This is a genomic window from Pseudomonas mediterranea CFBP 5447, assembly GCF_000774145.1.
Classification (GTDB): domain Bacteria; phylum Pseudomonadota; class Gammaproteobacteria; order Pseudomonadales; family Pseudomonadaceae; genus Aquipseudomonas; species Aquipseudomonas mediterranea.
The window spans coordinates 563,493-587,856 of the sequence record NZ_KN322987.1; the positions used below are offsets into that span (position 1 = coordinate 563,493).

Consider the following 24,364-nt stretch of genomic DNA (forward strand, 5'->3'; position numbering starts at 1 on the left):
CCGTTCGCCCGCCCTACTTCGTACCTTCGCAGTTGACCATCCAGGCAATCCCGAAACGGTCTTCGAACATGGCGAAGCGTTCCGCCCAGAAGGTCTTCGCCAATGGCATGTGCACGCTGCCACCGGCGCTCAAGCCCTTGAACAGTCGCTCGGCCTCGGCCACGCTGTCGACATTGAGGGACACCGACACGCCCTGCGGCTTGCGGTATGGCTGGCCCGGCGGGCAATCGGAAGCCATCAGGCTGAAATCGCCTACGGTCAGGCAGGTATGCAGGATCAGGTTGTTGTCCTTGGGCATGCCCGTTTCTTCAGGCGCTTCGGCAAAGGTCATGGAAAACTGCTCGCCGCCCAGCACGTCCTTGTACAGCGCGAAGGCTTCCTTGCAGTTACCGTTGAAGGTCAGGTAGGGAATGATTCTCATGGTCGGATCTCCTGTTGTCAGGCTTTACGATTGATTGGGCATTTGCGCCCGGATACGGTCTTCCTGCTCGCGTAGATCGGAGGTAAAGGTTTCGCCGAAATCCTCCATTTCGAAGATCTGGCGGATTTCGATCTCGCTGTCGCTGATCATCGGGTTCGGACAACGCTTGACCCAGTCGATGGCCTCTTGCAGCGACTGGACCTGGAAGATCCAGAAGCCGGCGATCAACTCCTTGGTTTCAGCGAAGGGGCCGTCGACGACGGTGCGGTTCTTGCCGGAAAACTGTACGCGCACGCCCCTGGAACTGGGGTGCAGGCCTTCAGCCGCGAGCATTACCCCGGCCTTGGCCAATTCTTCATTGTAGGCGCCCATGGCGGTCAGCAACGCTTCACTGGGCATTTCCCCGGCTTCGGATTCCGGGCTGGCTTTGACGATCACCATAAATCGCATGGTCTTATCTCCTGGGGAATGGGATAAGCCGTTCTAGTAGCGGCTCGAGGGTTAGTCGAACGGTATAGAACGAAATCGACAGGCTGGCTGAATTATTTTTGTGGCGAGGGGGAGCCTGCTCCCGCTGGGCTGCGTCACGGCCCTTTTTGTGGGCGCTTCGCACCCAAGCGGGAGCAAGCTCCCTCGCCACACCGGTGCTCTCAGAGGTACCTGAGTGGCCGGTCAGGCAACCAGGTCGTTGGCGCTGAAGGTGTTGACACCCACCAGTTGGATCTCGAAATCCGCCCCCAGATTGCCGTCGATGTTGCCGGAAAGCACATGATCGACGAAGCGCAATTGCCCTGCACCGCTGAAGTCGGCCGAATCGATGAAGCTGAATTTGTTGATCCCAGTGGCCAGGATGTTGGCATCCAGCTTCGACAGGTCAAGCTTATCGCCTTGGAGCCTGCTGAAATCCAGGATGACATCGCGAGCGTCGCCGATGCCCAGCTCGTTCAGTGCGCTGAACACAAATCGGTCGCCTCCGGCACCACCGGTCAGGGTGTCGGTGCCAATGCCGCCGATCAGCAGGTCATTGCCCGCGCCGCCGTCAAGTTGATCGTTGCCTGCGCCGCCGATCAGCGTGTTGCTGGCGGCGTTGCCGATCAGCACATTGTCCAGGGCGTTGCCGGTAGCGTTGATCGCGGCAACACCCGTCAACGTGAGGTTTTCCAGGTTAGCGCCCAAGGTCCAGCTCACCGAGGAACGCACGGTGTCGATTTCGCTGTCCAGGGTACTGGTTTCGCTGATGACATCCTTGAGGTTATCGACGATATACGTGTCGTTGCCGGTACCGCCAATGAGAGTGTCGATGCCCGCGCCGCCGTCCAGGATGTCCGCACCGTCCAGGCCACTCAGCACGTTGGCAGCGCTGTTGCCGAGCAGCGTGTTGTTCGAGGCGTTACCGACAAGGTTAATGGCGGCAATGCCGAGCAACTGACCATCCTCGACGTTGGTCGACAAAGTATGGCTGACCGACGTGCGCACCAGATCGCGACCTTCGTCGGCGAGTTCGGTGACCGTGTCGCCGAGGTTGTCGATAAGGTAAGTGTCATTCCCCGCACCGCCGATCAACGTATCCCGCCCGGCTCCGCCATCCAGGACGTTGTTGCCGGCGTTACCGGTCAGCACGTTAGCGAGGGCGTTGCCGGTGCCGTTGATAGCGGCGGTGCCGGTCAGCGTAAGGTTTTCCAGGTTGGCGCCCAGGGCCCAACTGACCGAAGAGCGTACGGTATCGATTTCGCTCGCCAGGGTACTGGTTTCGCTGACGACATCCTTGAGGTTGTCGACCACGTAGGTGTCGTTGCCGGTCCCGCCGACCAGGGTGTCGATGCCGACGCCGCCGTCCAGGACGTTGGCGCCCGCGTTGCCGGTAATGCGGTTGTTCAGGGCATTGCCGGTACCGTCGATACTGCCTGTGCCGGTCAATGTCAGAATTTCGAGATTGGTGCCAAGGGTGTAGCTGATGGAAGACAGGACGCTGTCGATTTCGGTGAGCGATGTACCGGCCTCGGTGACCGTGTCGCCGATATTGTCGACCACATAGGTATCGTTGCCTGCTCCGCCGATCATGGTATCCGCACCGCCCAGGCCATTGAGCACGTTGGCGGCGGCATTGCCGACCAAGCTGTTGTCCAGCGCGTTACCGCTGAGATTGATGGCAGACAAGCCGAGCAGTTGACCATCCTCGACGTTGGTCGACAAGGTATAGCTGACCGCCGTGCGTATCAGGTCATGACCTTCATCGGTCAGCTCAGTGGCTTTGTCGCCAAGGTTGTCGATGACATAGATATCGTCACCGGCTCCGCCAATCAGGATGTCCGCCCCGGCTCGACCATCGAGGGTATCGTCGCCAGCCCCACCCTGGAGGGTGTTCACGAAAGCATTGCCCACCAGGCTATTGTCCTGGCTGTTACCAATCACCGTGAACACCCCGGCACCGTTCAGGATGACATTTTCGACGTCGACCAGGTTGCTGAGATTCAGGTCAACGACGCTGCTCAACGAGCTCGAAGCGTAAGTGAGGGACAGGCTGTCAATACCTTGATCGGCCTGCTCCTGCAGAAGCGCCAGTTCACCCGCCTGATCGAGCACGTAGGTGTCATTCCCCGCACCGCCGATCAACGTATCCCGCCCGGCTCCGCCATTCAACACATTGTTGCCGGCGTTGCCGGTCAGCACGTTGCCCAAGGCGTTGCCGGTGCCGTTGATAGCGGCGGTGCCGGTCAGCGTAAGGTTTTCCAGGTTGGCGCCCAGGGCCCAACTGACCGAAGAGCGTACGGTATCGATTTCGCTCGCCAGGGTACTGGTTTCGCTGATGATGTCCTTGAGGTTATCGACCACGTAGGTGTCGTTGCCAGTTCCGCCGATGAGGGTGTCGATGCCGAGGCCACCGTCCAGGACGTTGGCGCCCGCGTTGCCGGTAATGCGATTGTTCAGGGCATTGCCGGTACCGTCGATACCGCCTGTGCCGGTCAATGTCAGGATTTCGAGATTGGTGCCGAGGGTGTAGCTGATGGAAGACAGGACGCTGTCGACTTCGGTGAGCGATGTACCGGCCTCGGTGATCGTATCCCCAACGTTGTCGACCACATAAGTATCGTTGCCTGCCCCGCCGATCATGGTATCCGCACCGCCCAGGCCGTTGAGCACGTTGGCGGCGGCGTTGCCGGTCAGCACGTTGTCCAGGGCGTTGCCGGTAGCGTTGATCGCGGCAACCCCCGTCAACGTGAGGTTTTCCAGGTTAGCGCCCAAGGTCCAGCTCACCGAGGAACGCACGGTGTCGATTTCGCTGTCCAGGGTACTGGTTTCGCTGATGACATCCTTGAGGTTATCGACGATATACGTGTCGTTGCCGGTACCGCCAATGAGAGTGTCGATGCCCGCGCCGCCGTCCAGGATGTCCGCACCGTCCAGGCCACTCAGCACGTTGGCAGCGCTGTTGCCGAGCAGCGTGTTGTTCGAGGCGTTACCGACAAGGTTGATGGCGGCAATGCCGAGCAACTGACCATCCTCGACGTTGGCCGACAAGGTGTGGCTGACCGACGTGCGCACCAGATCGCGGCCTTCGCCATCGAGTTCAGTGACCGTGTCACCCAGGTTGTCGATCAGGTAGGTGTCATTCCCCGCACCGCCGATCAGCGAGTCCCGTCCGGCGCCGCCATCCAGCACGTTATTGCCGGCGTTACCGGTCAGCACGTTGTCCAGGGCGTTGCCGGTAGCGTTGATCGCGACACCCGTCAACGCGAGGTTTTCCAGGTTCGCGCCCAGGGCCCAATTGACCGAAGAGCGTACGGTATCGATTTCGCTCGCCAGGGTGCTGGTTTCGCTGATGACATCCTTGAGGTTGTCGACCACGTAGGTGTCGTTGCCGGTTCCGCCGATGAGGGTGTCGATGCCGAGGCCACCGTCCAGGACGTTGGCGCCCGCGTTGCCGGTAATGCGGTTGTTCAGGGCATTGCCGGTACCGTCGATACTGCCTGTGCCGGTCAATGTCAGGATTTCGAGATTGGTGCCGAGGGTGTAGGTGATGGAAGACAGGACGCTGTCGATTTCGGTGAGCGATGTACCGACCTCGGTGACCGTGTCGCCGATATTGTCGACCACATAGGTATCGTTGCCTGCTCCGCCGATCATGATATCCGCACCGCCCAGGCCGTTGAGCACGTTGGCGGCGGCGTTGCCGGTCAGCACGTTGTCCAGGGCATTACCGACAAGGCTGAGCGCAGCAGCGCCAAGCAACTGGCCGTCTTCGACATTGGCCGACAAGGTATAGCTTACCGAGGTGCGAATCAGGTCTTGACCTGCATCAGCGAGCTCGGTGACTTTGTCGCCAAGGTTGTCGATGACATAGATATCGTTACCCTCACCACCGACCAGCGTATCCAGCCCGACTCCGCCGTTCAGAACGTTGTTGCCTTCATTGCCGGTCAACACATTGTTCAGGGCGTTGCCAGTGCCATTGAGGTGGTCAGTTCCGGTCAGGACAAGATTTTCCAGATTGGCGCCCAAGGTCCAGCTCACCGAAGAACGCACGGTGTCGATTTCGCTGGCCAGGGTACTGGTTTCGCTGACTACGTCCCCGAGGTTATCGACCACGTAGATGTCGTTACCTGCCCCGCCAACCATGGTGTCCTTGCCGGTAAGTCCGCTCAGGACATTGCCCAGTGAATTACCGATTAACGTATCGTCGAAGGCTGAACCGACCGCGTTTTCGATTTTTGCTCCATAGGCGATTGCCAATCCTTCGTTGAAGGCGCGGCCATTGGCGTCGAGGAACGTCTTGCCGATCTTGCTGAACTGCCCCTCGTTCAGGTTGATGCGCACCGCTGCCGCCTGATTGCTGGCATCGATTGTGTCAGTGCCACCTGCGTCCCAGATAGTTTCAAAAACCTTTTGATCAGTCGCCCAACTATAGGTGTTGTTACCGGTCTGCCACTGGGTATTTGCACCATAGAGTCGCTGGATGGCTGCAATGTCCAGCAGCATGGGCGTGGTCGGTTCATAGGAGTACGCGTTGTCGTAACTCATGATCGTATAGCGAACATCATCGTACTGCGCAGCAAGCACCGTCTTGTTTGTCAGCCCCTGGGAAAACGGATGCTTCAAACCCAATGCATGACCGATCTCATGCATGAAAGTCAGGTAATCGTAGCTGCCTTGATCGGGAGTAGGATCGTTGGTCGCCAGACCGATCCAGACATCGCCGGCGACGGGGCTTCGCCCAGGGAAATATCCCCAGGCAGCGGTATCAGAATCCATCCAGGAATAGCCGCCAAATCGCAAATCACCGACATTCGTGGAGGTTTCGCTGACCTCCGTAAACTTGATGTTGGCGACTGAACTCCATTGATCGAGCGCACTGGCGATGGCTGTTTTCTGCGCCGGGTCCAGGACATATTTGCCGATGTATTCACTTTCATAGCTATAGGACCGCGCGAACACAGAGTCCTTGGTTATGAAACTGTATGTCAAGGCCGTACCATTACTTGTGCCTGTCCAGTAAGTGCCATAGATCAAACTGTCGACTTGCGCATTGCCCGTCAGACTTGCCGATGAAACAGATGAATAACCAAGTGGACTAGGCATGCAAAGCTTCCTGTATGCAAATCTGCGGCCCTTCCCGCGATGCGGCCGCTGCAGAAATCATGGGTATGAAAATGGCGCCATTGATATCACCCTGACATCAATTTTGCAATTCTGACGCTATTTTTTTGGCGCGACCAGCCACTCGTTGGCCTTGCGAATATCCCCATCCCCCAACCTTCCGCTCCAGCGATGCAGGACAAGCAAACTGGTAACGAAGCGGTACTGGGCTTGATAGAAATCACGCCGCGCGCGAAATTCTTCCTTGATGCTGTCCAGGACATCTACGGCATTCTTCACGCCATACCCGAAAGCCTTTTCCGTGGCCATCCGCGACTTTTCAGCGGACTCCAGCGCATGGCGCGTTGCCTTGATCCGGCTGAGTTCGGCCGACATCCCGAGATAGGCGGTGCGGGTTTCCTTGACCACCTGGCGCCGCAAGGCTTCAAGCTCTTGCTGGGCGACTTCCTTATCACTTTCGGACGTCGATACCCGGGCGCTGGTGGAGCCACCACTGTAGAGCGGCACCTGCAGATCGAGGGAGGCGACGAGGTTGTCCGAGCGCGGCGTCACCGCCCCTTCATAACCGATATCGCTGCGTTGCGCCGTCAGGTTCAAGCCCACACGGGGCAGATGACCGGCCCTGGCTTCACCGATAGCCGCCTCGGCGGCGCGGATACTGTGCTCGCGGGCATGCAGTGCCGGGTTGCTGTCGAGGGCCGTCTGTACCCAATAGTCCGGGGCTTGTGCCGGCAGACTGAAGGCCGGGTTGTCGCCGATACGCTTGAAGGGCTCCTGGACATCACGCCCCACCAATTCGGAAATGGCTTCCCGACTGATCTGGACCTTGTTGCCGGCTTCGATCTCATCCGCCTTGAGCGCATCCACTCGCGCCTCCAGGTCAAGGGTATCGGTCACCATCGCCATCTGCCGCGCATACAGCGCATTGACGCGCTTGAGGTTGCGCTCGGTGGCGTCCAGCTCGCTGCGCACCAGGGACAGTTCGTCCTCCGCCGCGAGCACGGCGAAGTAACGCTCGGACAGGTCGATGCTAGACTGCACCTGGGTGTCGTCGGATTCGTATTCGGTCTGGCGGGCCAGTTCCACGTACTTCTGGTAACTGCGCCAGACCTGCGGGTCGTAGATCACCTGACTGAGCGCCACGGCCATGCGCTTGCCGTTGTACTGGATACGGCTCAGGTCGTCGTCACGCCGACCGCGATTGACGCTGCCGCTGGCGTTGAGCTGCGGCAGCAGTTGACCAAGGGCCGCACGCTCGTTGCCCTCCCCGCTATGGATCCGGGCTTGTGCCCGCAGAATACGCGGATCGGCACCCTGGGCCTCCTGATGGAGCTGCCACAGGTCTATATAAGTATCTTCGGCAGCGGCGCAAAGCGGCATGACGAGCAGACAGAGCGCGATCAGGGACTTCATGTCAGTCCTCGATCAACGAACGGGCAAAAGCATTGCTCGCTGGCTGCATCAAGTACTGCAGCAGCGTCCGCTCACCGGTATTGATCAGCACTTCGACCGGCATCCCCGGCACCAGAACCCGGCCGCCCAGCGCCTGGCGTCCGTTGTCGGTCAAGGCCACCCGTGCCAGATAATACGGCGCGCCCGTATCCTTGTTGATCAGGCGATCAGCGGATACCTGCACCAGTTGCCCTTCGACGACCGGCGTAGTGCTGTTCTTGAACGCACTGAAACGAATGTTCGCCAACTTGCCCACTGCGATGCGATCGATGTCCATCGGCGAAACCTGGGCTTCGACGATCAGCTCTTCGTTGGCCGGAACGATGTCCAGCAGCGCCGTGCCAGGGCTGACCACCGCGCCCAGGGTATGGACGGTCATGCCCATGACCATGCCTGATTCGGGTGCGAGGATGTCAGTGCGCTGGTCACGATCCTGCAGGGTCGCCAGCCGCTCGCGCAGTTCGTACACCTTGGTTCGGGCATCCCCCAACAGGCCGGCGACTTCGCTGGCGAAGGTCTTTTTCACCTGCAGTATCTTCAGTGTCGCCTCGTCGACATTGATCCGCGCCTGGGCGATCTGGGACTGGGTTTCGGCTATTTCAGTCTGCAACCGAGAGAGACTGCGCTCCTGTTCACGCAGGCGCTGCTTGTCCACGTAACCTTCGGCAAGCAGCGCTCGCAAATCGACGATTTCAGCCTGGTAGGAGGCCGCCAGCATCTGCTTGCTGGCGAGGATGGTCTTGAACCCGCGAATCTGCTCTTCGATTTGCCCGATGGTCTTTTCCTGCAGGCCGACTTCGCCCAGCAACGAGTTCCGTCGTGCCTGAAAGATCCGTGCCTCGCTGTCGCGGGCCTCGCGTACTCGCGGATCAGCGGGATCCAGGGTCGGCACGGCTGCCGGCGCGGGCCGTGCGTCCCGCTCAGCCTCCAGTCGGGCCTGCAACTCCAGCGCGGCGATCAACTGGCTGCGCATGGCTTCCATTTCCGAGCGCGCCTGGGTGTTGTCGAGCACCAGCAATACATCGCCGGCGCTCACCCGGTCGCCGTCATGAACGCGCAGCTCGCGGACGATGCCGCCCTCAAGATGTTGTACCGTCTTGCGGTAGCTTTTGACCGTGATCACGCCCGGCGCCAGGGCGGCACTGTCGAGCGGCGCAAGGCTGGCCCAGCCGCCGAACAGGCCGAAAGTCACCAACAACAGGAAGTAGCCGATGCGCCGTGCCGGTCCATCATCGATCGGCAGTGCGGGCATGTGGGCGGATGAAGGCTGACTGTTCTGCATGAAAAGGTTCATCCGCTGCTTACGATTGAATCGCGGTGGCCGGCTGGACTGCGGGCGCAACGCCCTGCAATCGCGCCAGGACCTTGTCCCGCGGGCCGAACAGGCTCAGCTCGCCCTGATTGAGCACCAACAATTTGTCTACGTGCGCCAGCACCCCGGAGCGATGGGTGATGACAAATACCGTGGCCCGGCTCTGCTTGAGTTTGCGCAGGGCCTCGGCGAGCATTTTTTCGCCGGCGTCATCCAGGTTGGAGTTGGGTTCGTCGAGCACCACCAGGCGCGGTTCGCCATACAAGGCACGGGCCAGGCCAACCCGTTGACGCTGGCCGCCGGACAAGCCGCCACCATTGGCACCGATCACGGTGTCGTAGCCCTCGGGCAATTGCAGCACCAGCTCATGCACGCCGGCCATGCGTGCGGCGGCGACCACCGCAGGCGCGTTGGCCGGGCCGAAGCGCGAGATATTCTGGCTGATGGTGCCCTCGAACAACTCGATATCCTGGGGCAGATAACCGATGTACTGGCCCAGCTCTTCACGGCGCCATTGGCTGATGTCCGCAGCGTCCAGGCGCACGCTACCGGCCTGGCTTGGCCAGATACCCAGCAATGCCCGGGCCAGGGTTGATTTCCCGGCGCCGCTGGGGCCGATGATGCCCACCACCTCCCCCGCGGCGACCTGGAAGTCCAGGCCGCGGATGATCGGTTTGCGCGCGTAGGGGGCACCGACCGACAACCCTTCGACACGAATCGCCCCCTCCGGCGCCGGCAACGGCATGCGTTCAGGCTCCGCGGCAACCTTGACCAGCAACTCATGGAGCCGGGCATATTGAGCGCGCGCCCCGAGAAAGCCTTTCCACACGCCGATCAACTGATCGATAGGCGCCAATGCACGTCCCAGCAGAATCGAGCCAGCAATCATCAGCCCCGGCGAAATCTGGTGGGTGATCGTCAGATAGGCACCCAGGCCCAACACCAGGGATTGGACGATCTGGCGGAATGTTCTGGACAGTGCCGCGATGGTTGCACCGCGATCGCTGGCCAGGCTTTGCAGGATCAGGACCTCATGGCCCCGACGGCTCCAATGTTCACGCAGGCTTGCGAGCATGCCCATGGACTCGACCACTTCGGCATTGCGCAGGCTCTTGCTTATGAAAGCGGTGGCCGTCATCTGCTGCCGGTTGGCGGCCTGCAACGGTGCGCGCGTGAGTTTTTCATTGACGAAGGCCAATGCCCCGAGCAACAACGCGCTCAGCACTCCCATCCAACCGTACCAGGGGTGGAACATGAACATGACGCCCAGGTAGATCGGAATCCAGGGCGCATCGAAAAAAGCGAACAGCCCATTACCGGTCAGGAACTGACGCAAGGCGCTCAGATCGCTCAACGGCTGGCCCGAGGCGTTCATGCCGCCGGTATTGAGTGCCTGCTTGAAACTGGCATCGAACAGACGTTGTCCCAACAATGAGTCCAGGCGTGTACTGACTCGCACCATGATCCGCGAGCGCACCCACTCCAGGCCGCCCATCGTGCTCATCAATAGCAACATGATCAGCGTCAGCATCAGCAAGGTCGACAAGCTGGCACTGCCTACCGCCCGGTCGTACACCTGCAGCATGTAGAACGACGGCACCAGCATCAGCAAATTGACGAAGAAACTGAAAAAACCAACGGACAGAAAACTGCCCTTGCAAAGGGCAAGAGCGCTTTCCAGCTCGGTCCTGGGGTGGGCTGACATGGTTCATTACCTGAGGTCGACATGGAGGCCAACCTGCGAAAGTCGTAGTAATCACTGGCGCATGAACGCCTTGAAGAGCGTCGGCGGACACCTCTTGGGCACCCGCGTGGTTTGAGCTGCCTGCGTTGTATCGGCAGAGAGGCGTGGTTCTGAAGGACAAGTTGCAACCTGGCAATGATCGCCAAGGCAACGGCATCCGCCCGCCAATCCGGAATCAAAACGCAAGGCTTTCGGCGGCCAGATGATCTATACCTTCAGGACAACCCTTGAGGCCAAGGCAACAGCAACAGAGTCTCCTGGCGAAACGATCATGGCAGGCCTGCTTTCGGGAACGCCGCATCGAATGATTCGTATAATTTGCAAGGCGCTGTTTCACGCCGCCGGCCACACGTAGAATGCAGCACTTTTTTTCAATGCCTGAAGTATCGATCATGAGCCGGATCACCTGCGTGTTGAATGTCCGTTCCGAAGTGTTCTCGCGGCTTTGTCTGTTGCTATCGCTGCTGTTCGTCCAGAGCACACACGGCGAGCCCAGACCAATTGAACTGCACATCCTGGACGCCCCGCCGCTGACCTTCGTCGACGACCCCAGGGGCAATGGCATCGTTGGCGATATCGCCGTGCAGGCCATGATCAAGGCGGGTTACGCGGTGAAAATCCACGTATTGCCCTGGGCCAGAGCGCAAAAACATGTCAGCGAGGAGCGGGATCATCTGATCGCGCCCCTGTCGCGCATCCCCAGTCGTGAGGACCACTTCACCTGGATCGCCTCCATCATGCCGATGGAGCGGGCGTTCTTCAGCCTCGACCGGCAAGTGCGCAATTTTGCCGAAGCCAGGGACACCTACCACAAGATCGGCGTCGGCCTGGGCAGTGCCCAGGAGGATATCCTGCGGGCCGAGGGCTTCAGGGATGACCAGATCTATCGCCTGACCATTGGCGACAACCCCGCCCAGATGCTACTGATGGGACGCATCGATGCCTGGTTCAACGGCGTTCCGGAAAGTCGCTACATCTGGCCGAAAGTGTCCCAGCGCAAATTGCTCATGAGTCCGGTCAACAGCCATGCCGACCTTTACCTGGCCTGCTCGAAGCAATGCTCTGCGCAAATGGTCGAGGCCCTGCGCGAGGCCGTTGAAACGTTGCGCAAAGATGGCACCTTCGAGCGCGTGCGTGAACGTTACCTGGCGCAATGACCTGGGGCGAGGGAGCTCGCTCCCACTGGGGTGCGAAGCACCCCTGAAAACGGCACCCCGAACTCATTGGGGCCGCGTACTTTCGCGAACAAGCGCCCTCGCCGCCGGTCATCCACAGGTTGGCTGCGCTTATATCATTCCGAATGATAGTTACCTTTGCTTCATTCGATTCGTTCCACTGCATTGCGCCACGCATTATCCGCCCATCTCAATACACTTGGCGGATGCTATCCATGGACCATTCACTTTCAAAACTACGTTTTCCCCTCGCACTGTTGGCGGTGCTGGTGATAAGCGCCTGTGGCAAGACACCTGACACGGCAGCGTCCATGCCGGCCGCCAAAGTCAGCGTGGCCAAGGTACTGGAACAGCCAGTCAACGAATGGGACGAATTCACCGGACGCCTCGAAGCACCGGAAACCGTCGAGATTCGTCCACGGGTTTCCGGGCAGATCGACGAAGTGGCCTTTACCGAAGGTGCGCTGGTCAAGAAAGGCGACCTGCTGTTCCAGATCGACCCTCGCCCCTTCCAGGCTGAAGTGCGTCGTCTCGAAGCCCAACTGGCCCAGGCCCGCGCCACGGCCACCCGCAGCGAGAACGAAGCCCAACGTGGCGAACGCCTGCGCCAGAGCAATGCGATTTCCGCCGAACTGGCGGACTCGCGTACCAGCGCCGCCCAGGAGGCCCGTGCCGCCGCTGCGGCGATCCAGGCACAACTGGACCTGGCCAAACTGAACCTGAGCTTCACCCGTGTCACTTCGCCCATCAATGGTCGCGTCAGCCGCGCGGAAATCACCGCCGGCAACCTGGTGACCGCCGACGTGACCGCGCTCACCAGCGTGGTGTCCACCGACAAGGTCTACGCCTACTTCGACGCCGACGAGCGTGTCTTCCTCAAATACACCCAACTCGCCCGCCAGGGCCAGCGCGGCCAGGCCACGCCGGTCTACATGGGCTTGTCCAACGAGGACGGCAACCCGCACCAGGGCCAGATGAACTTCATCGACAACCAGGTCAACCCGCAGACCGGCACCATCCGCGGCCGCGCCGTGTTCGACAACAAGGACGGCGCCTACACCCCCGGCCTGTATGCCCGGTTGAAGCTGGTGGGCAGCGGCACCTACTCCGCCGTGTTGATCAACGATGAAGCCGTGGGCACCGACCTGGGCAAGAAGTTCGTGCTGGTGATGGACGCCGACAACAAGCCTGCGTATCGCCCCGTCGAGCTGGGGCCGAAGATCGAAGGCCTGCGCATCGTGCGTAGCGGCCTGAGCAAGGACGACACCATCATCGTCAAAGGGCTGCAACGGGCTCGCCCAGGGGCACCGGTCACGCCTGAAGTCGTACCGATGGCCAGCGAACAGACTCTCGCCGCCCTGGCTCAACAACGCAAAGCGCTCGAAGCCAGCAACCTGCCCCAGGTCGCGCCGTCCAAGGCGACGTCCACGGCGGCGGGGAAACTGGCCGCTGCGACCCCACGCGGTTAAGGAACTGAACTCAAGATGAAATTTTCCCAGTTCTTCATTTCCCGGCCGATCTTCGCAGCGGTGCTTTCGCTGCTGATCCTGATCGCCGGCGCCATCTCGCTGTTCCAATTGCCGATCAGCGAATACCCCGAAGTCGTGCCGCCTACCGTAGTCGTACGGGCCAACTTCCCGGGCGCCAACCCCAAGGTCATCGGTGAAACCGTGGCGGCGCCCCTGGAACAGGCCATCACCGGCATCGAGAACATGCTGTACATGTCCTCGCAGTCCACCGCTGACGGCAAGATCACCCTGACCATCACCTTTGCCCTGGGCACCGACCTGGACAATGCCCAGGTACAGGTGCAGAACCGCGTCACCCGGACCGAGCCCAAGCTCCCCGAAGAAGTGACCCGGATCGGTATCACGGTGGACAAGGCGTCGCCCGACCTGACCATGGTCGTGCACTTGACCTCGCCGGACAAACGCTACGACATGCTCTACCTGTCCAACTACGCCCTGCTCAACATCAAGGATGAGCTGGCGCGCCTGGGTGGCGTGGGTGATGTGCAACTGTTCGGCATGGGCGATTACTCCCTGCGGGTCTGGCTCGATCCGAACAAGACCGCTTCGCGCAACCTGACCGCCACCGACGTGGTCACCGCCATTCGCGAGCAGAACCGTCAGGTCGCGGCCGGTGCCCTCGGTGCACCGCCGGCACCGAATGCCCAGGCTTTCCAACTCTCGATCAACACCCAGGGTCGCCTGGTGAATGAGGAAGAGTTCGAGAACATCATCATCCGATCCGGCGCCAATGGTGAAATCACCCGCCTGAAAGACATTGCCCGGGTGGAGCTGGGCTCCAGCCAGTACGCCCTGCGCTCGCTGCTCGACAACCAGCCGGCGGTGGCGATCCCGATCTTCCAGCGCCCAGGTTCCAACGCCATCCAGATCTCCAACGACGTCCATGCCAAGATGGACGAACTGAAGAAGAACTTCCCGGCGGGCATGGACTACAGCATCGTCTACGACCCGACGATCTTCGTGCGCGGTTCCATCGAGGCGGTGGTCCACACCCTGTTCGAAGCGCTGATCCTCGTGGTGCTGGTAGTGATCCTGTTCCTGCAGACCTGGCGTGCCTCGATCATCCCACTGGTGGCCGTGCCGGTGTCGTTGATCGGTACGTTCGCGGTGATGCACCTGTTCGGCTTCTCGTTGAACGCGCTTTCGCTCTTCGGGTTGGTGTTGGCCATCGGTATCGTGGTGGACGACGCCATCGTCGTGGTGGAAAACGTCGAACGGAACATCGGCCTCGGCCTCACCCCGGTGGAAGCGACCAAGCGCGCCATGGGCGAGGTGACCGGCCCGATCATCGCCACCGCCCTGGTGCTCTGCGCGGTTTTCGTTCCGGCAGCCTTCATCAGCGGCTTGACCGGCCAGTTCTATAAGCAGTTCGCGTTGACCATTGCCATTTCCACCGTGATCTCGGCGTTCAACTCCCTGACACTGTCGCCGGCCCTGGCCGCGGTATTGCTCAAGAGTCATGACGCGCCCAAGGACCGTTTCTCCAAGTTCCTCGATGCGCTGCTGGGCAGCTGGCTGTTCCGCCCGTTCAACCGCTTCTTCGACCGTGCCAGCCACAGCTACGTAGGAGCCGTAGGCCGCGTGATCCGCAGCAGCGGCATCGCCCTGTTCGTCTATGCGGGCCTGATGGTGTTGACGTTCTTCGGTTTCTCCAACACCCCGACCGGCTTCGTGCCTGGCCAGGACAAGCAATACCTGGTGGCCTTCGCCCAACTGCCGGATGCCGCGAGCCTGGATCGCACCGAAGACGTGATCAAGCGCATGTCCGACCTGGCGCTCAAGCAACCGGGCGTGCAAAGCGCGGTAGCGTTCCCGGGCCTGTCGATCAACGGTTTCACCAACAGCCCGAACGCCGGCATCGTGTTCGTGACCCTCAAGCCTTTCGACGAGCGCAAGGACCCGAGCCAGTCGGCCGGTGCCATCGCCGGCGCGCTGAATGGCCAGTTCGCGGGCATTCAGGAAGCCTACATGGCGATCTTCCCACCGCCGCCGGTACAGGGCCTGGGCACGATCGGTGGTTTCCGCCTGCAGATCGAAGACCGGGGCAACCTGGGCTACGACGAGCTGTACAAGGAAACCATGAACATCATCACCAAGAGCCGCAGCGTGCCTGAGTTGGCCGGGTTGTTCACCAGCTACACCGTGAACGTGCCCCAGGTGGATGCCGCCATCGACCGGGAAAAAGCCAAGACCCACGGCGTGGCCGTCAGCGACATCTTCGACACCCTGCAGATCTACCTGGGTTCGCTGTATGCCAACGACTTCAACCGCTTCGGTCGTACCTATCAGGTCAACGTCCAGGCCGAGCAGCAATTCCGTCTCGAATCGGACCAGATCGGCCAGCTCAAGGTGCGCAACAACCGTGGCGAGATGATCCCGCTGGCGACCTTCATCAAGGTCAGCGACTCCTCGGGACCGGACCGCGTGATGCACTACAACGGCTTCATCACCGCTGAAATCAACGGTGCCGCCGCGCCAGGCTACAGCTCCGGCCAGGCCGAGAAAGCCATCGAGAAACTGCTCAAGGACGAATTGCCCAACGGCATGACCTACGAGTGGACCGACCTGACCTACCAGCAGATCCTGTCGGGCAACACCGCACTGTTCGTGTTCCCGCTCTGCGTACTGCTGGCGTTCCTGGTACTCGCGGCGCAATACGAGAGCTGGAGCCTGCCGCTGGCGGTGATCCTGATCGTACCGATGACCCTGTTGTCCGCCATTACCGGGGTGATCCTGTCCGGTGGCGACAACAACATCTTTACCCAGATCGGCCTGATCGTACTGGTGGGGCTTGCCTGCAAGAACGCGATCCTCATCGTCGAGTTCGCCAAGGATAAACAGCTCGAAGGCATGAACCCGCTGGCTGCGGTCCTGGAAGCCTGCCGCCTGCGTCTGCGGCCGATCCTGATGACCTCCGTGGCCTTCATCATGGGCGTGGTGCCCCTGGTGTTCTCCAGCGGTGCCGGTGCCGAAATGCGCCACGCCATGGGTGTCGCGGTGTTCTCGGGCATGCTCGGCGTAACCTTCTTCGGCCTGCTGCTCACCCCAGTGTTCTATGTACTGATTCGTAACTTCGTCGAACGCAGCGAGGCCCGCAAGGCGGCCCGGGCGTTGAAACTGGAGACGCAACAATGAGCTTGGCGACAATGAGCTTGAAGGTGTTCGTGCCGAGCTTGCTGGTCCTGGCCTTGAGCGCCTGCGCCGTGGGGCCGGACTACAAGGCTCCGCAAACCGAGGCGGCGAATATCACTACCGCTACCGACGGCGCCGCCGGCCAGAAGAACTTCGACCGGGCCCGATTCGAAGGCGTCTGGTGGCAGCAGTTCGACGACCCGACCCTCAACGCGCTGGTGACCCGTTCCCTGGAAGGCAACCGCGAGTTGCGCGTCGCCTTCGCCCGTCTGCGGGCGGCCCGGGCCATCCGCGATGACGCCAGCAACGATGCGATGCCGACCATTACCAGTCGCGCCAGCAGCAACCTGGGCAAAGGCCAGATTCCGGGGCAGACCACCGACCGGGTCAATACCGAGCGCTACGACCTGGGCCTGGACATGGCCTGGGAAGTCGATCTGTTCGGGCGCATCCAGCGCAACCTGGAAGCCACCGACGCCGATCAGCAGGCGGCCGAGGCCGATCTCTACCAACTGCAAGTGACCATGATCGCCGAGCTGGTGGATGCCTACGGTCAACTGCGCGGCGCCCAACTGCGGGAAAAAATCGCCCTGGCGAACCTCCAGAACCAGCAGGCATCGCGCAAGATCACCGAAAGCCTGCGCGACGCCGGTGTAGGCGATCAGCTGGACGTGGTCCGTGCCGACGCGCGCCTGGCCTCGGTAGAAGCCAGCGTGCCGCAACTGCAGGCCGAACAGGTGCGTCAGCGCAACCGCATCGCCACCCTGCTGGGTGAGCGTCCGGACAAATTGAGCGTAGACCTGAGCCCCAAGGACCTGCCGGCCATTGCCAAGGCCTTGCCAATCGGTGATCCGGGGCAGCTGCTGCAACGTCGCCCGGACATTCTCAGCGCCGAACGTCAGTTGGCCGCCGCTACGGCGCGTATCGGCGTGGCCAAGGCGGACCTGTTTCCACGGGTCAGCCTCAGCGGCTTCCTCGGCTTCACCGCAGGGCGTGGTTCGCAGATCGGCTCCTCGGCGGCCAACGCCTGGGCACTGGGCCCGAGCATTACCTGGGCAGCGTTTGACCTGGGCAGCGTGCGGGCTCGCCTGCGCGGTGCCAATGCCGAGGCCGATGGCGCCCTGGCGACTTACGAGCAACAGGTGCTGCTGGCCCTGGAAGAGTCGGAAAACGCCTTCAGCGATTACGGCAAACGCCAGCAACGCCTGATCTCGCTGATCCGCCAGAGCGAATCCAGCCGTGCCGCTGCCGACCTGGCGGAAATCCGTTACCGCGAAGGTACCGTGGACTTCCTCGTGCTGCTCGACGCCCAGCGCGAACGCCTCGCCGCTGAAGACACCCAGGCCCAGGCCGAAGTCGACCTGTACCGCGGCATCGTCGCGATCTACAAGGCCCTGGGCGGTGGCTGGCAGCCGGAAACCGTCGCCAGCAACTGACCGGTCTTTGCACAGAGCCCCTTTGGTTGACCGCAATCAACCAGATCCTTGCCCCGCCTCCGCCTTGGACGCGGGGCTTTTTTTATCTCACCCGGAGTGCCCCTGTGGGAGCGAGCCTGCTCGCGATGGCGGTGTGTCAGTCGACATGGATGCCGACCGGCAGACAGCTATCGCGAGCAGGCTCGCTCCCACAAGGTTTTTGCCACATCCCAGCGAAAGCAATCTGTACTCACAGGCCCTGCATACCTATCACAAGGTTTGACTCAGCCCCCCAGCTGACCGAAGCTTGCGACACTTCAAGTTTCCCGGTTATGGATTACCTGCATGTCTTCGTCTCGCCGCTATCTTCTGCTCAGCCTTGGGTTCGTCCTGATGATCGGTCTGGGTGCATTGTGGCGGCACAGCAGCACCCCTCAAATCCCTGAGGCCATCAAGCGCGGCTACAGTGAAGCCCTGGCGCAGGCGCGCAACGGGCTCCCGGGCGCGGCGAGAATGCTCTATCAGCAACTCGGGCGTCCGGACCTCTCGCCCAAGCGGCGTGTGTGGCTGCACGCCGAGCTGCCCAACTACCCAAGCCCCCAGGCCTTGAAACTGGCAGATGCGGACCTGCATAACGAATCGCCGGATGTACGTCGGGCAGCCATCGGCAGCATCGTCGGGCTGGTGCCGACGGGGCAGCGCAGCCTGCTGCTCGGGCCATTGCTCGACGATAACGATTCCAATGTGCGATTTGCCGCCGTGAACGCCCTGCTGGGCCTGTCGCCGGATGACCTTGGCTTGTACTTCGGCGCCATGCAGCTGGCCATCGACACTTGGGAACAGCAGCTCGAAGATGGCCCGCAAACCACCGAGTCTTTCTATCAGCTCGCTCGCCTGCACCTGCACAACGCCGAACTGAAAAAGGCCCAGCAAGCCCTGGAGCAAGCCTTGCGCCTGCAACCCGACAACCTGCCGGCGGTGGTCATGCAGATCGAAGTGCTCGACAAACAGGGCCAGGGCGAAGCCGCGCGACAATTACTCGCCAGACAGTTGCAAAGCCAGCCACAGTCAGCTTACCTGCAACATGCGCTGGGCATGTGGTTGCTGCAGCATGGCCAGAGCGAATACGCGGTGCTCGGCCTGGCAAAGGCCGTGGAACTTGAGCCCGACAATCGTCATTACCGTTACGACCTGGCAACCACCCTGCATGCCGAGCAGGAGCTGGAAGCCGCACAGAAACAGTTGCAGGAAATTGTCCAGCGCTACCCCGCCGACCGTAAGGCGCGGGTGCTGCTGATCAACTATTGGAAGGAAACCGGGCAACTGCAGAATGTACAGATCCTGCTGGCGAAACTGGAGCAGCTGAACCCGGACGACCCGGCATTGCAACAGGGTCTGTAAAAAGCCCCGGACGCTCCAAAAGTTGTACAACTTCACAGGTTTTGTGTCGGAAGTGGAACCGCTATCACCGCCAAAGGTCAAGTATTCAGACACTTCAACCTGCTTTACTTCCTTGGCCATTGAGGGGGCTATTTTTGTCTACATTGAACGAGTTGATCGACGCCAAAGCCGCCACCGGTATCGAAGGACTGGACAATATCCTCTCCGGTGGCTTGTCCCGCGGCCATGTGTTCCTGTTGGAAGGGGAACCCGGCACCGGCAAGACCACGGTCGCGTTGCATTTTTTGTTGGCCGGCGCCCAAGCCGGCGAGCGCTCGTTGTACATCACGCTCTCGGAAACCGAGCGTGAATTGCGCCAGGGCGCGAGTTCCCACGGGTGGACCCTGGATGACCACATCCACATTTTCGAGCTGACGCCGCCTGAAAGCCTGCTCAATGCCGAGCACCAGCAAAGCCTGCTGTACTCGTCGGACCTGGAGCTGGGGGAAGCGACGCGGCAGATCTTCGAGGTGGTCGAACAGGTCAAGCCGACCCGGGTCGTACTCGACAGCCTGTCGGAGATCCGCCTGCTGGCACAGAGTTCCCTGCGCTATCGGCGGCAGATCCTGGCGATCAAGCACTACTTCGTGCGCTACGACGCCACCGTCCTGCTGCTCGATGACCTGACGACCGAATCCCTGGACAAGACCGTGCACAGTGTCGCCCACGGGGTGATCCGTCTCGAAGAGCTGACGCCCAATTATGGCGCCGAGCGGCGACGGATCCGGGTGGTCAAGTATCGCGGGCAGAAATACCGTGGCGGCTTTCACGACTTCACCATCATGGGGGACGGTCTTCATGTCTTCCCACGCCTGGTGGCAGCCGAGCATCGCGGGCAATACCTGCGTCAACAACTCTCCAGCGGCATCGCGGAGATGGATGCCCTGCTGGGTGGCGGTATCGAGACCGGTTCAAGCACCTTGATCCTCGGGCCGGCCGGTACCGGGAAGTCGCTGATTTCGCTGATCTTCGCCGCAGCGGCCGTGCATCGGGGCGAGAAGGCCGCGCTGTTCATTTTCGACGAAGAGCTGGGCCTGCTGTTCGAACGCATGAAAAATATCGGTATCGACCTTCAGGCGCTGCAAAAAACCGGCAACCTGCTGATCGAACAGGTGGACGCCGCCGAGCTGTCCCCCGGTGAGTTCTCCCACCGGGTACGTCGTTGCGTCGATGACGGCGACATCAAGACCGTGGTGATCGACAGCATCAACGGCTACCAGGCTGCCATGCCGGAAGAAAATGCGCTGGTGCTGCACATGCATGAACTGTTGCTGTACCTCAATCGCAAGGGAGCAGCGACCTTCATGACCGTCGCGCAACATGGCCTGGTAGGCGACATGCAGGCGCCGGTGGACATTACCTATCTGGCCGACACCGTGATTCTGTTGCGGTATTTCGAGGCATTGGGCAAGGTCCGCCGAGCCATTTCCATCATCAAGAAACGCACCGGCAGCCACGAATCGACGATCCGCGAATACCGCATCAGCGGGCAAGGCATGACCATCGGTGAACCACTCGAAGCCTTCCAGGGTGTCTTGCGTGGGGTACCGACCTATATGGGAGCGGACCACCCGCTGCTCAAGGATGAGCTCCAGTGATTTTGATGGAGCCCCTGTCGGAGCGGGCATTGATCCTCGCGCCGCTGGGACGGGACAGCCAGATCGCCCTGATGATCCTGAATGAAGCCGGATTCACCGGCCTCATTTGTCGCCATCTGGGGCAATTGTGCAACGAGCTCGAGCATGGCGCCGGCCTTTTGGTGATCTCGTCGGAAGCCTTGGTGGGCCCCGACCTGGAAACATTGTTCCAGCAGATTGAACAACAGCCGGCATGGTCGGACCTGCCCATCGTCCTGCTGACCCATCATGGTGGTCCGGAACAGAACCCGGCGGCGCGTATCGGCATGCAACTGGGCAACGTAACGTTCCTGGAGCGCCCTTTCCATCCGGTGACCCTGGTCAGCCTGGTCACCACCGCCTTGCGCGGTCGACGAAGGCAATACGAGGCCCGGGAGCGCCTGATCGATCTCAGCAACAGTGAGCTACGCCTGCAGAACACCCTCGAAACCCTTGAACAGCAGGTGGAAGAGCGCACCGCTCAATTGCGCCACAATGAAGAAGCCTTGCGTCAATCGCAGAAAATGGAAGCGGTCGGGCAACTGACTGGCGGTATCGCCCACGACTTCAACAACATGCTGACCGGCATTATCGGCAGCCTGGAACTGCTGCGCAGGCGTCTGGCCCGGGGTCGCACCGAAGACCTGGACAGCCTGATCGACCTGGGCGTGACCTCGGCGAACCGCGCCGCCGGCCTGACTCATCGCCTGCTGGCGTTCTCCCGACGCCAGTCGCTGGATTCCAAGGCCGTGCAAATGAACACGCTGGTGCTCTCCATGGGGGAGCTGTTGCAGCGCAGTCTCAACGAGAGCATCCGGCTGGACATGCAACTGGATGAGCAGCTCTGGATCGCTGAAGCCGATCCCAATCAACTGGAAAGCGCCCTGCTCAACCTCGTCCTCAATGCACGCGATGCCATGCCTGAAGGCGGAATGCTGGTGGTGCGCACCTTCAACAAACATCTGGATGCCGGCTTCACCGACGCATACAGCAACCTGGAACCCGGCGACTATGTGGTGCTGAGCGTGCAGGACAGCGGCTGCGGCATGCCCGAATCGGTCATCAATCGTGCATTCGATCCATTCTTCACCACCAAGCCCATCGGCCAGGGCACCGGACTGGGCCTGTCGATGATCTATGGGTTCAGCAAGCAGTCACGTGGCCATGTGGCGATCGACAGTGACGTTGGCAAAGGCACGACGGTCAATCTTTATCTGCCGCGTTTCCTGGGCGAGGAAACACCCGAGTCCTTGGTCGACAAGCAGCATCCGGCCCCCGCGCAGGCCGGCGAGACCGTGCTGATCGTTGAAGACGATCCGGCAGTGCGGGTGCTGGTCAGCTCGGTGCTGGAGGAACTGGGCTATACCTTCCTTGAAGCCAGCGATGCCAACGGTGCGGTGCCGATTCTCCAGTCAGGCCAGCGTATCGATCTGTTGATCAGCGACGTGGGCTTGCCGGGCATGAATGGCCGGCAACTAGCGGAAGTCGGCCGGCAGATCCGTCCGGACCTGCGGGTGCTGTTCATCACCGGCTACGCTGAGCATGCCGCGGTACGCGGCGGATTCCTCGACCCGGGCATGCAGATGATCACCAAGCCGTTCACCTTTGACCTGTTGACGGCCAAGGTCCGGGAGATGATCGGGGCCTGAAGCACACCCGGATCCCCTGTGGGAGCGAGCTTGCGAGCGATGGCGGCATGTCTGCCACAGAAATGTTGAATGTGCCGCCGTCATCGCGAGCAGGCTCGCTCCCACAGGGTTTCGAGCAGGCTCGCGAGCCTGCTCGCGATAGCGGTATGCCTGTCACAGAAATGTTGAATATGCTGCCGCCATCGCGAGCAGGCTCGCTCCCACAGGGGGCTGGGGTGAACTCAACAACCTCAGGACAACATCGAGCGCATGATGCTTTGCAATTCGTCCAGGTCGAACGGTTTATCCAGGATCGGCGCCTTGCGGGTAATGGGGCTGTCGGTGTCGCGCACTTCCTGGGCGTAACCGCTGATGAAGATCACTTTCAGCTCAGGACGCAGCTTGACTGCGGGTTCAGCGATCTGCACCCCGGAAATCCCCCCCGGCAGACGGAAGTCGGTGATCATCATGTCCAGGTGGGGCTTGCTTGCCAGGATTTCGAAGGCCTTGTCACCGCTTTCGGCCTGCAGCACCCGATACCCCACCCCTGACAGGTAGGTGGACAATACCATCATGATTGACGGGTCATCCTCGACGACCAATACAACGTCTTGCGCATCTTCACTCATGAGAAGCCTTCGTTCGATCAATAGCTGCTGATACGACCGTAGGGTCATTCAGAGGTTGCGTCAATGCGACGTTTTTTGGAAGAACAGCGTCCTGCAAGGGCAGGCAAACGCGGAACAACGCGCCCTCGTTGATACGACTATTGACCGAGATAGTCCCTCCGTGAGCCGTGACGATCTGCTCGGAAATGAACAGGCCCAACCCCAAGCCGGCGGCGACCGCCTTGGAGGTCACCCGCTCGAACTGCTGGAAGATGCGTTTCTGGTTCTCCTCGCTGATACCGATGCCGCGGTCCTGGACCTCGATACAGGCGTGCTCGGGTGTCTGATAGACACGCACATCGATCGGGCTCTTGCCGCCATAGCGCAACGCGTTGGTCAGCAGGTTCGACACCACCTGCTCGATCCGGAACTCATCCCAGAGCCCTTCCACCAAAGGCTCGGCGGTGTAGTTCAACGCACATTCGGCGGCCAGGATCTGCGGCTGGAAATTGCGCAGCAGGTTTTCCACCAGGGCCGAGAGGTTGAAACGGGTCGGGCGGATGGACAATTTGCCGGTACGAATGCGCGACACGTCCAGCATGTCCTCGATCAGCCGGATCAGGCTCTTGATCTGTCGCTCGTCGCGCTCGACCATCGCCTTCACCTTATCCAGGCTGAACGCGGCGGCGTTGTCCCGGGCCAGGTGCATCTTGCGCAGTTGCGTCTCGAGAATCAGGCCGTTCAGAGGCGTGCGGACCTCGTGGGCGACGATCGACATGAAGTCGTCGCGCATCCGCACCGCCTGCTCGAGTTCGCTGCGGGTGACCTGCAATTGCTGCAGCAGCACTTCCTGCTCCCGACGACTCTGCTCCAGGGCGACGACCTGTTCCTTCACCGCCCTCTTCTGGCGATGGAGTTCCACGAATACGTTGACCTTGCTCTTGACCGCATGGGTGTCCAGTGGCTTGTGCAGGAAATCCACCGCCCCGTTTTCATAGCCGGTAAAGGCATAGTTGCGTTCGCGGCCGGCGGCGCTGACAAAGATGATCGGGATGCTACGGGTCTTCTCCGTGCCCCGCATCAGCTCGGCCAGTTCGAAACCGTTCATGTCCGGCATCTGTACGTCGATGATGGCCAGGGCAAAGTCATGTTGCAGCAACAGAGACAACGCCTGGTCAGCCGACTGAGCCTTGTAGACCTTGCGGTCGTCTCCCTTGATCAGGGCCTCCAGCGCCAACAGATTCTCCGGCAGATCATCGACGATCAGCAGTTTGGCTTGAATATCTCTTGGCATGTG

The 24,364-nt window shown here is 60.9% G+C and carries 16 protein-coding genes; 7 read left to right on the forward strand and 9 right to left on the reverse strand.

Features of this window, described 5'->3' with window-relative positions; all coding sequences use genetic code 11:
• Positions 1-13: 13 nt before the first annotated feature.
• The 7 genes from N005_RS22565 to N005_RS29490 all read right to left on the reverse strand — a co-directional run bounded on the left by N005_RS22565 (position 14) and on the right by N005_RS29490 (position 10,918).
• Positions 14-421 carry a VOC family protein gene (locus tag N005_RS22565; protein ID WP_047703208.1) on the reverse strand — a complete coding sequence of 136 codons (408 nt, stop codon included), beginning with the start codon at positions 419-421 and terminating at the stop codon, positions 14-16.
• Positions 422-445: 24 nt separating this feature from the next.
• Positions 446-871 carry a YciI family protein gene (locus N005_RS22570; RefSeq protein ID WP_047703209.1) on the reverse strand — a complete coding sequence of 142 codons (426 nt, stop codon included), beginning with the start codon at positions 869-871 and terminating at the stop codon, positions 446-448.
• 222 nt (positions 872-1,093) lie between these two features.
• Positions 1,094-5,998 (reverse strand): M10 family metallopeptidase, encoded by a 4,905-nt coding sequence (locus N005_RS22575; protein WP_047703210.1) that lies wholly within the window; start codon positions 5,996-5,998, stop codon positions 1,094-1,096.
• Between the two features lie 117 nt (positions 5,999-6,115).
• Complete coding sequence (locus N005_RS22580) at positions 6,116-7,429, reverse strand: TolC family outer membrane protein (RefSeq protein ID WP_047703211.1); 1,314 nt, start codon at positions 7,427-7,429, stop codon at positions 6,116-6,118.
• Between the two features lies 1 nt (position 7,430).
• Positions 7,431-8,750 (reverse strand): HlyD family type I secretion periplasmic adaptor subunit, encoded by a 1,320-nt coding sequence (locus N005_RS22585; RefSeq protein WP_047703212.1) that lies wholly within the window; start codon positions 8,748-8,750, stop codon positions 7,431-7,433.
• A 19-nt stretch (positions 8,751-8,769) separates the two neighbouring features.
• Complete coding sequence (locus N005_RS22590) at positions 8,770-10,485, reverse strand: type I secretion system permease/ATPase (protein WP_047703213.1); 1,716 nt, start codon at positions 10,483-10,485, stop codon at positions 8,770-8,772.
• Positions 10,486-10,699: 214 nt separating this feature from the next.
• Entirely contained in the window at positions 10,700-10,918 is a 219-nt protein-coding gene (locus tag N005_RS29490; protein WP_162843587.1) for a hypothetical protein, read from the reverse strand.
• Between N005_RS29490 and N005_RS22595 the strand changes: the two genes are divergently transcribed.
• The 7 genes from N005_RS22595 to N005_RS22625 all read left to right on the forward strand — a co-directional run bounded on the left by N005_RS22595 (position 10,917) and on the right by N005_RS22625 (position 22,480).
• Positions 10,917-11,681, forward strand: a complete 765-nt coding sequence (locus N005_RS22595; protein WP_047703214.1) for a substrate-binding periplasmic protein — start codon at positions 10,917-10,919, stop codon at positions 11,679-11,681. The genes N005_RS29490 and N005_RS22595 overlap by 2 nt on opposite strands.
• A 233-nt stretch (positions 11,682-11,914) precedes the next feature.
• Positions 11,915-13,168, forward strand: a complete 1,254-nt coding sequence (mexE, locus tag N005_RS22600; RefSeq protein ID WP_047703215.1) for a multidrug efflux RND transporter periplasmic adaptor subunit MexE — start codon at positions 11,915-11,917, stop codon at positions 13,166-13,168.
• A gap of 15 nt (positions 13,169-13,183) precedes the next feature.
• Positions 13,184-16,363 carry an efflux RND transporter permease subunit gene (locus tag N005_RS22605; RefSeq protein WP_047703216.1) on the forward strand — a complete coding sequence of 1,060 codons (3,180 nt, stop codon included), beginning with the start codon at positions 13,184-13,186 and terminating at the stop codon, positions 16,361-16,363.
• Between the two features lie 11 nt (positions 16,364-16,374).
• A complete protein-coding gene (locus tag N005_RS22610; protein WP_047704108.1) occupies positions 16,375-17,796 on the forward strand; it encodes an efflux transporter outer membrane subunit in 1,422 nt (473 codons plus the stop codon).
• A 324-nt stretch (positions 17,797-18,120) separates the two neighbouring features.
• Complete coding sequence (locus N005_RS22615) at positions 18,121-19,176, forward strand: tetratricopeptide repeat protein (RefSeq protein ID WP_047703217.1); 1,056 nt, start codon at positions 18,121-18,123, stop codon at positions 19,174-19,176.
• Positions 19,177-19,310: 134 nt separating this feature from the next.
• A complete protein-coding gene (locus N005_RS22620) occupies positions 19,311-20,813 on the forward strand; it encodes an ATPase domain-containing protein (RefSeq protein ID WP_047703218.1) in 1,503 nt (500 codons plus the stop codon).
• Between the two features lie 5 nt (positions 20,814-20,818).
• Positions 20,819-22,480 (forward strand): response regulator, encoded by a 1,662-nt coding sequence (locus tag N005_RS22625; protein ID WP_408003369.1) that lies wholly within the window; start codon positions 20,819-20,821, stop codon positions 22,478-22,480.
• Between the two features lie 230 nt (positions 22,481-22,710).
• Here N005_RS22625 and N005_RS22630 read toward each other — a convergent pair whose 3' ends face one another.
• A complete protein-coding gene (locus N005_RS22630; protein WP_047703220.1) occupies positions 22,711-23,088 on the reverse strand; it encodes a response regulator in 378 nt (125 codons plus the stop codon).
• Positions 23,081-24,361: a hybrid sensor histidine kinase/response regulator gene (locus N005_RS22635; protein WP_047703221.1), complete on the reverse strand. Its 1,281-nt coding sequence runs from the start codon at positions 24,359-24,361 to the stop codon at positions 23,081-23,083. Before N005_RS22635 ends, N005_RS22630 begins: the two co-directional genes overlap by 8 nt.
• Positions 24,362-24,364 lie beyond the last annotated feature (3 nt).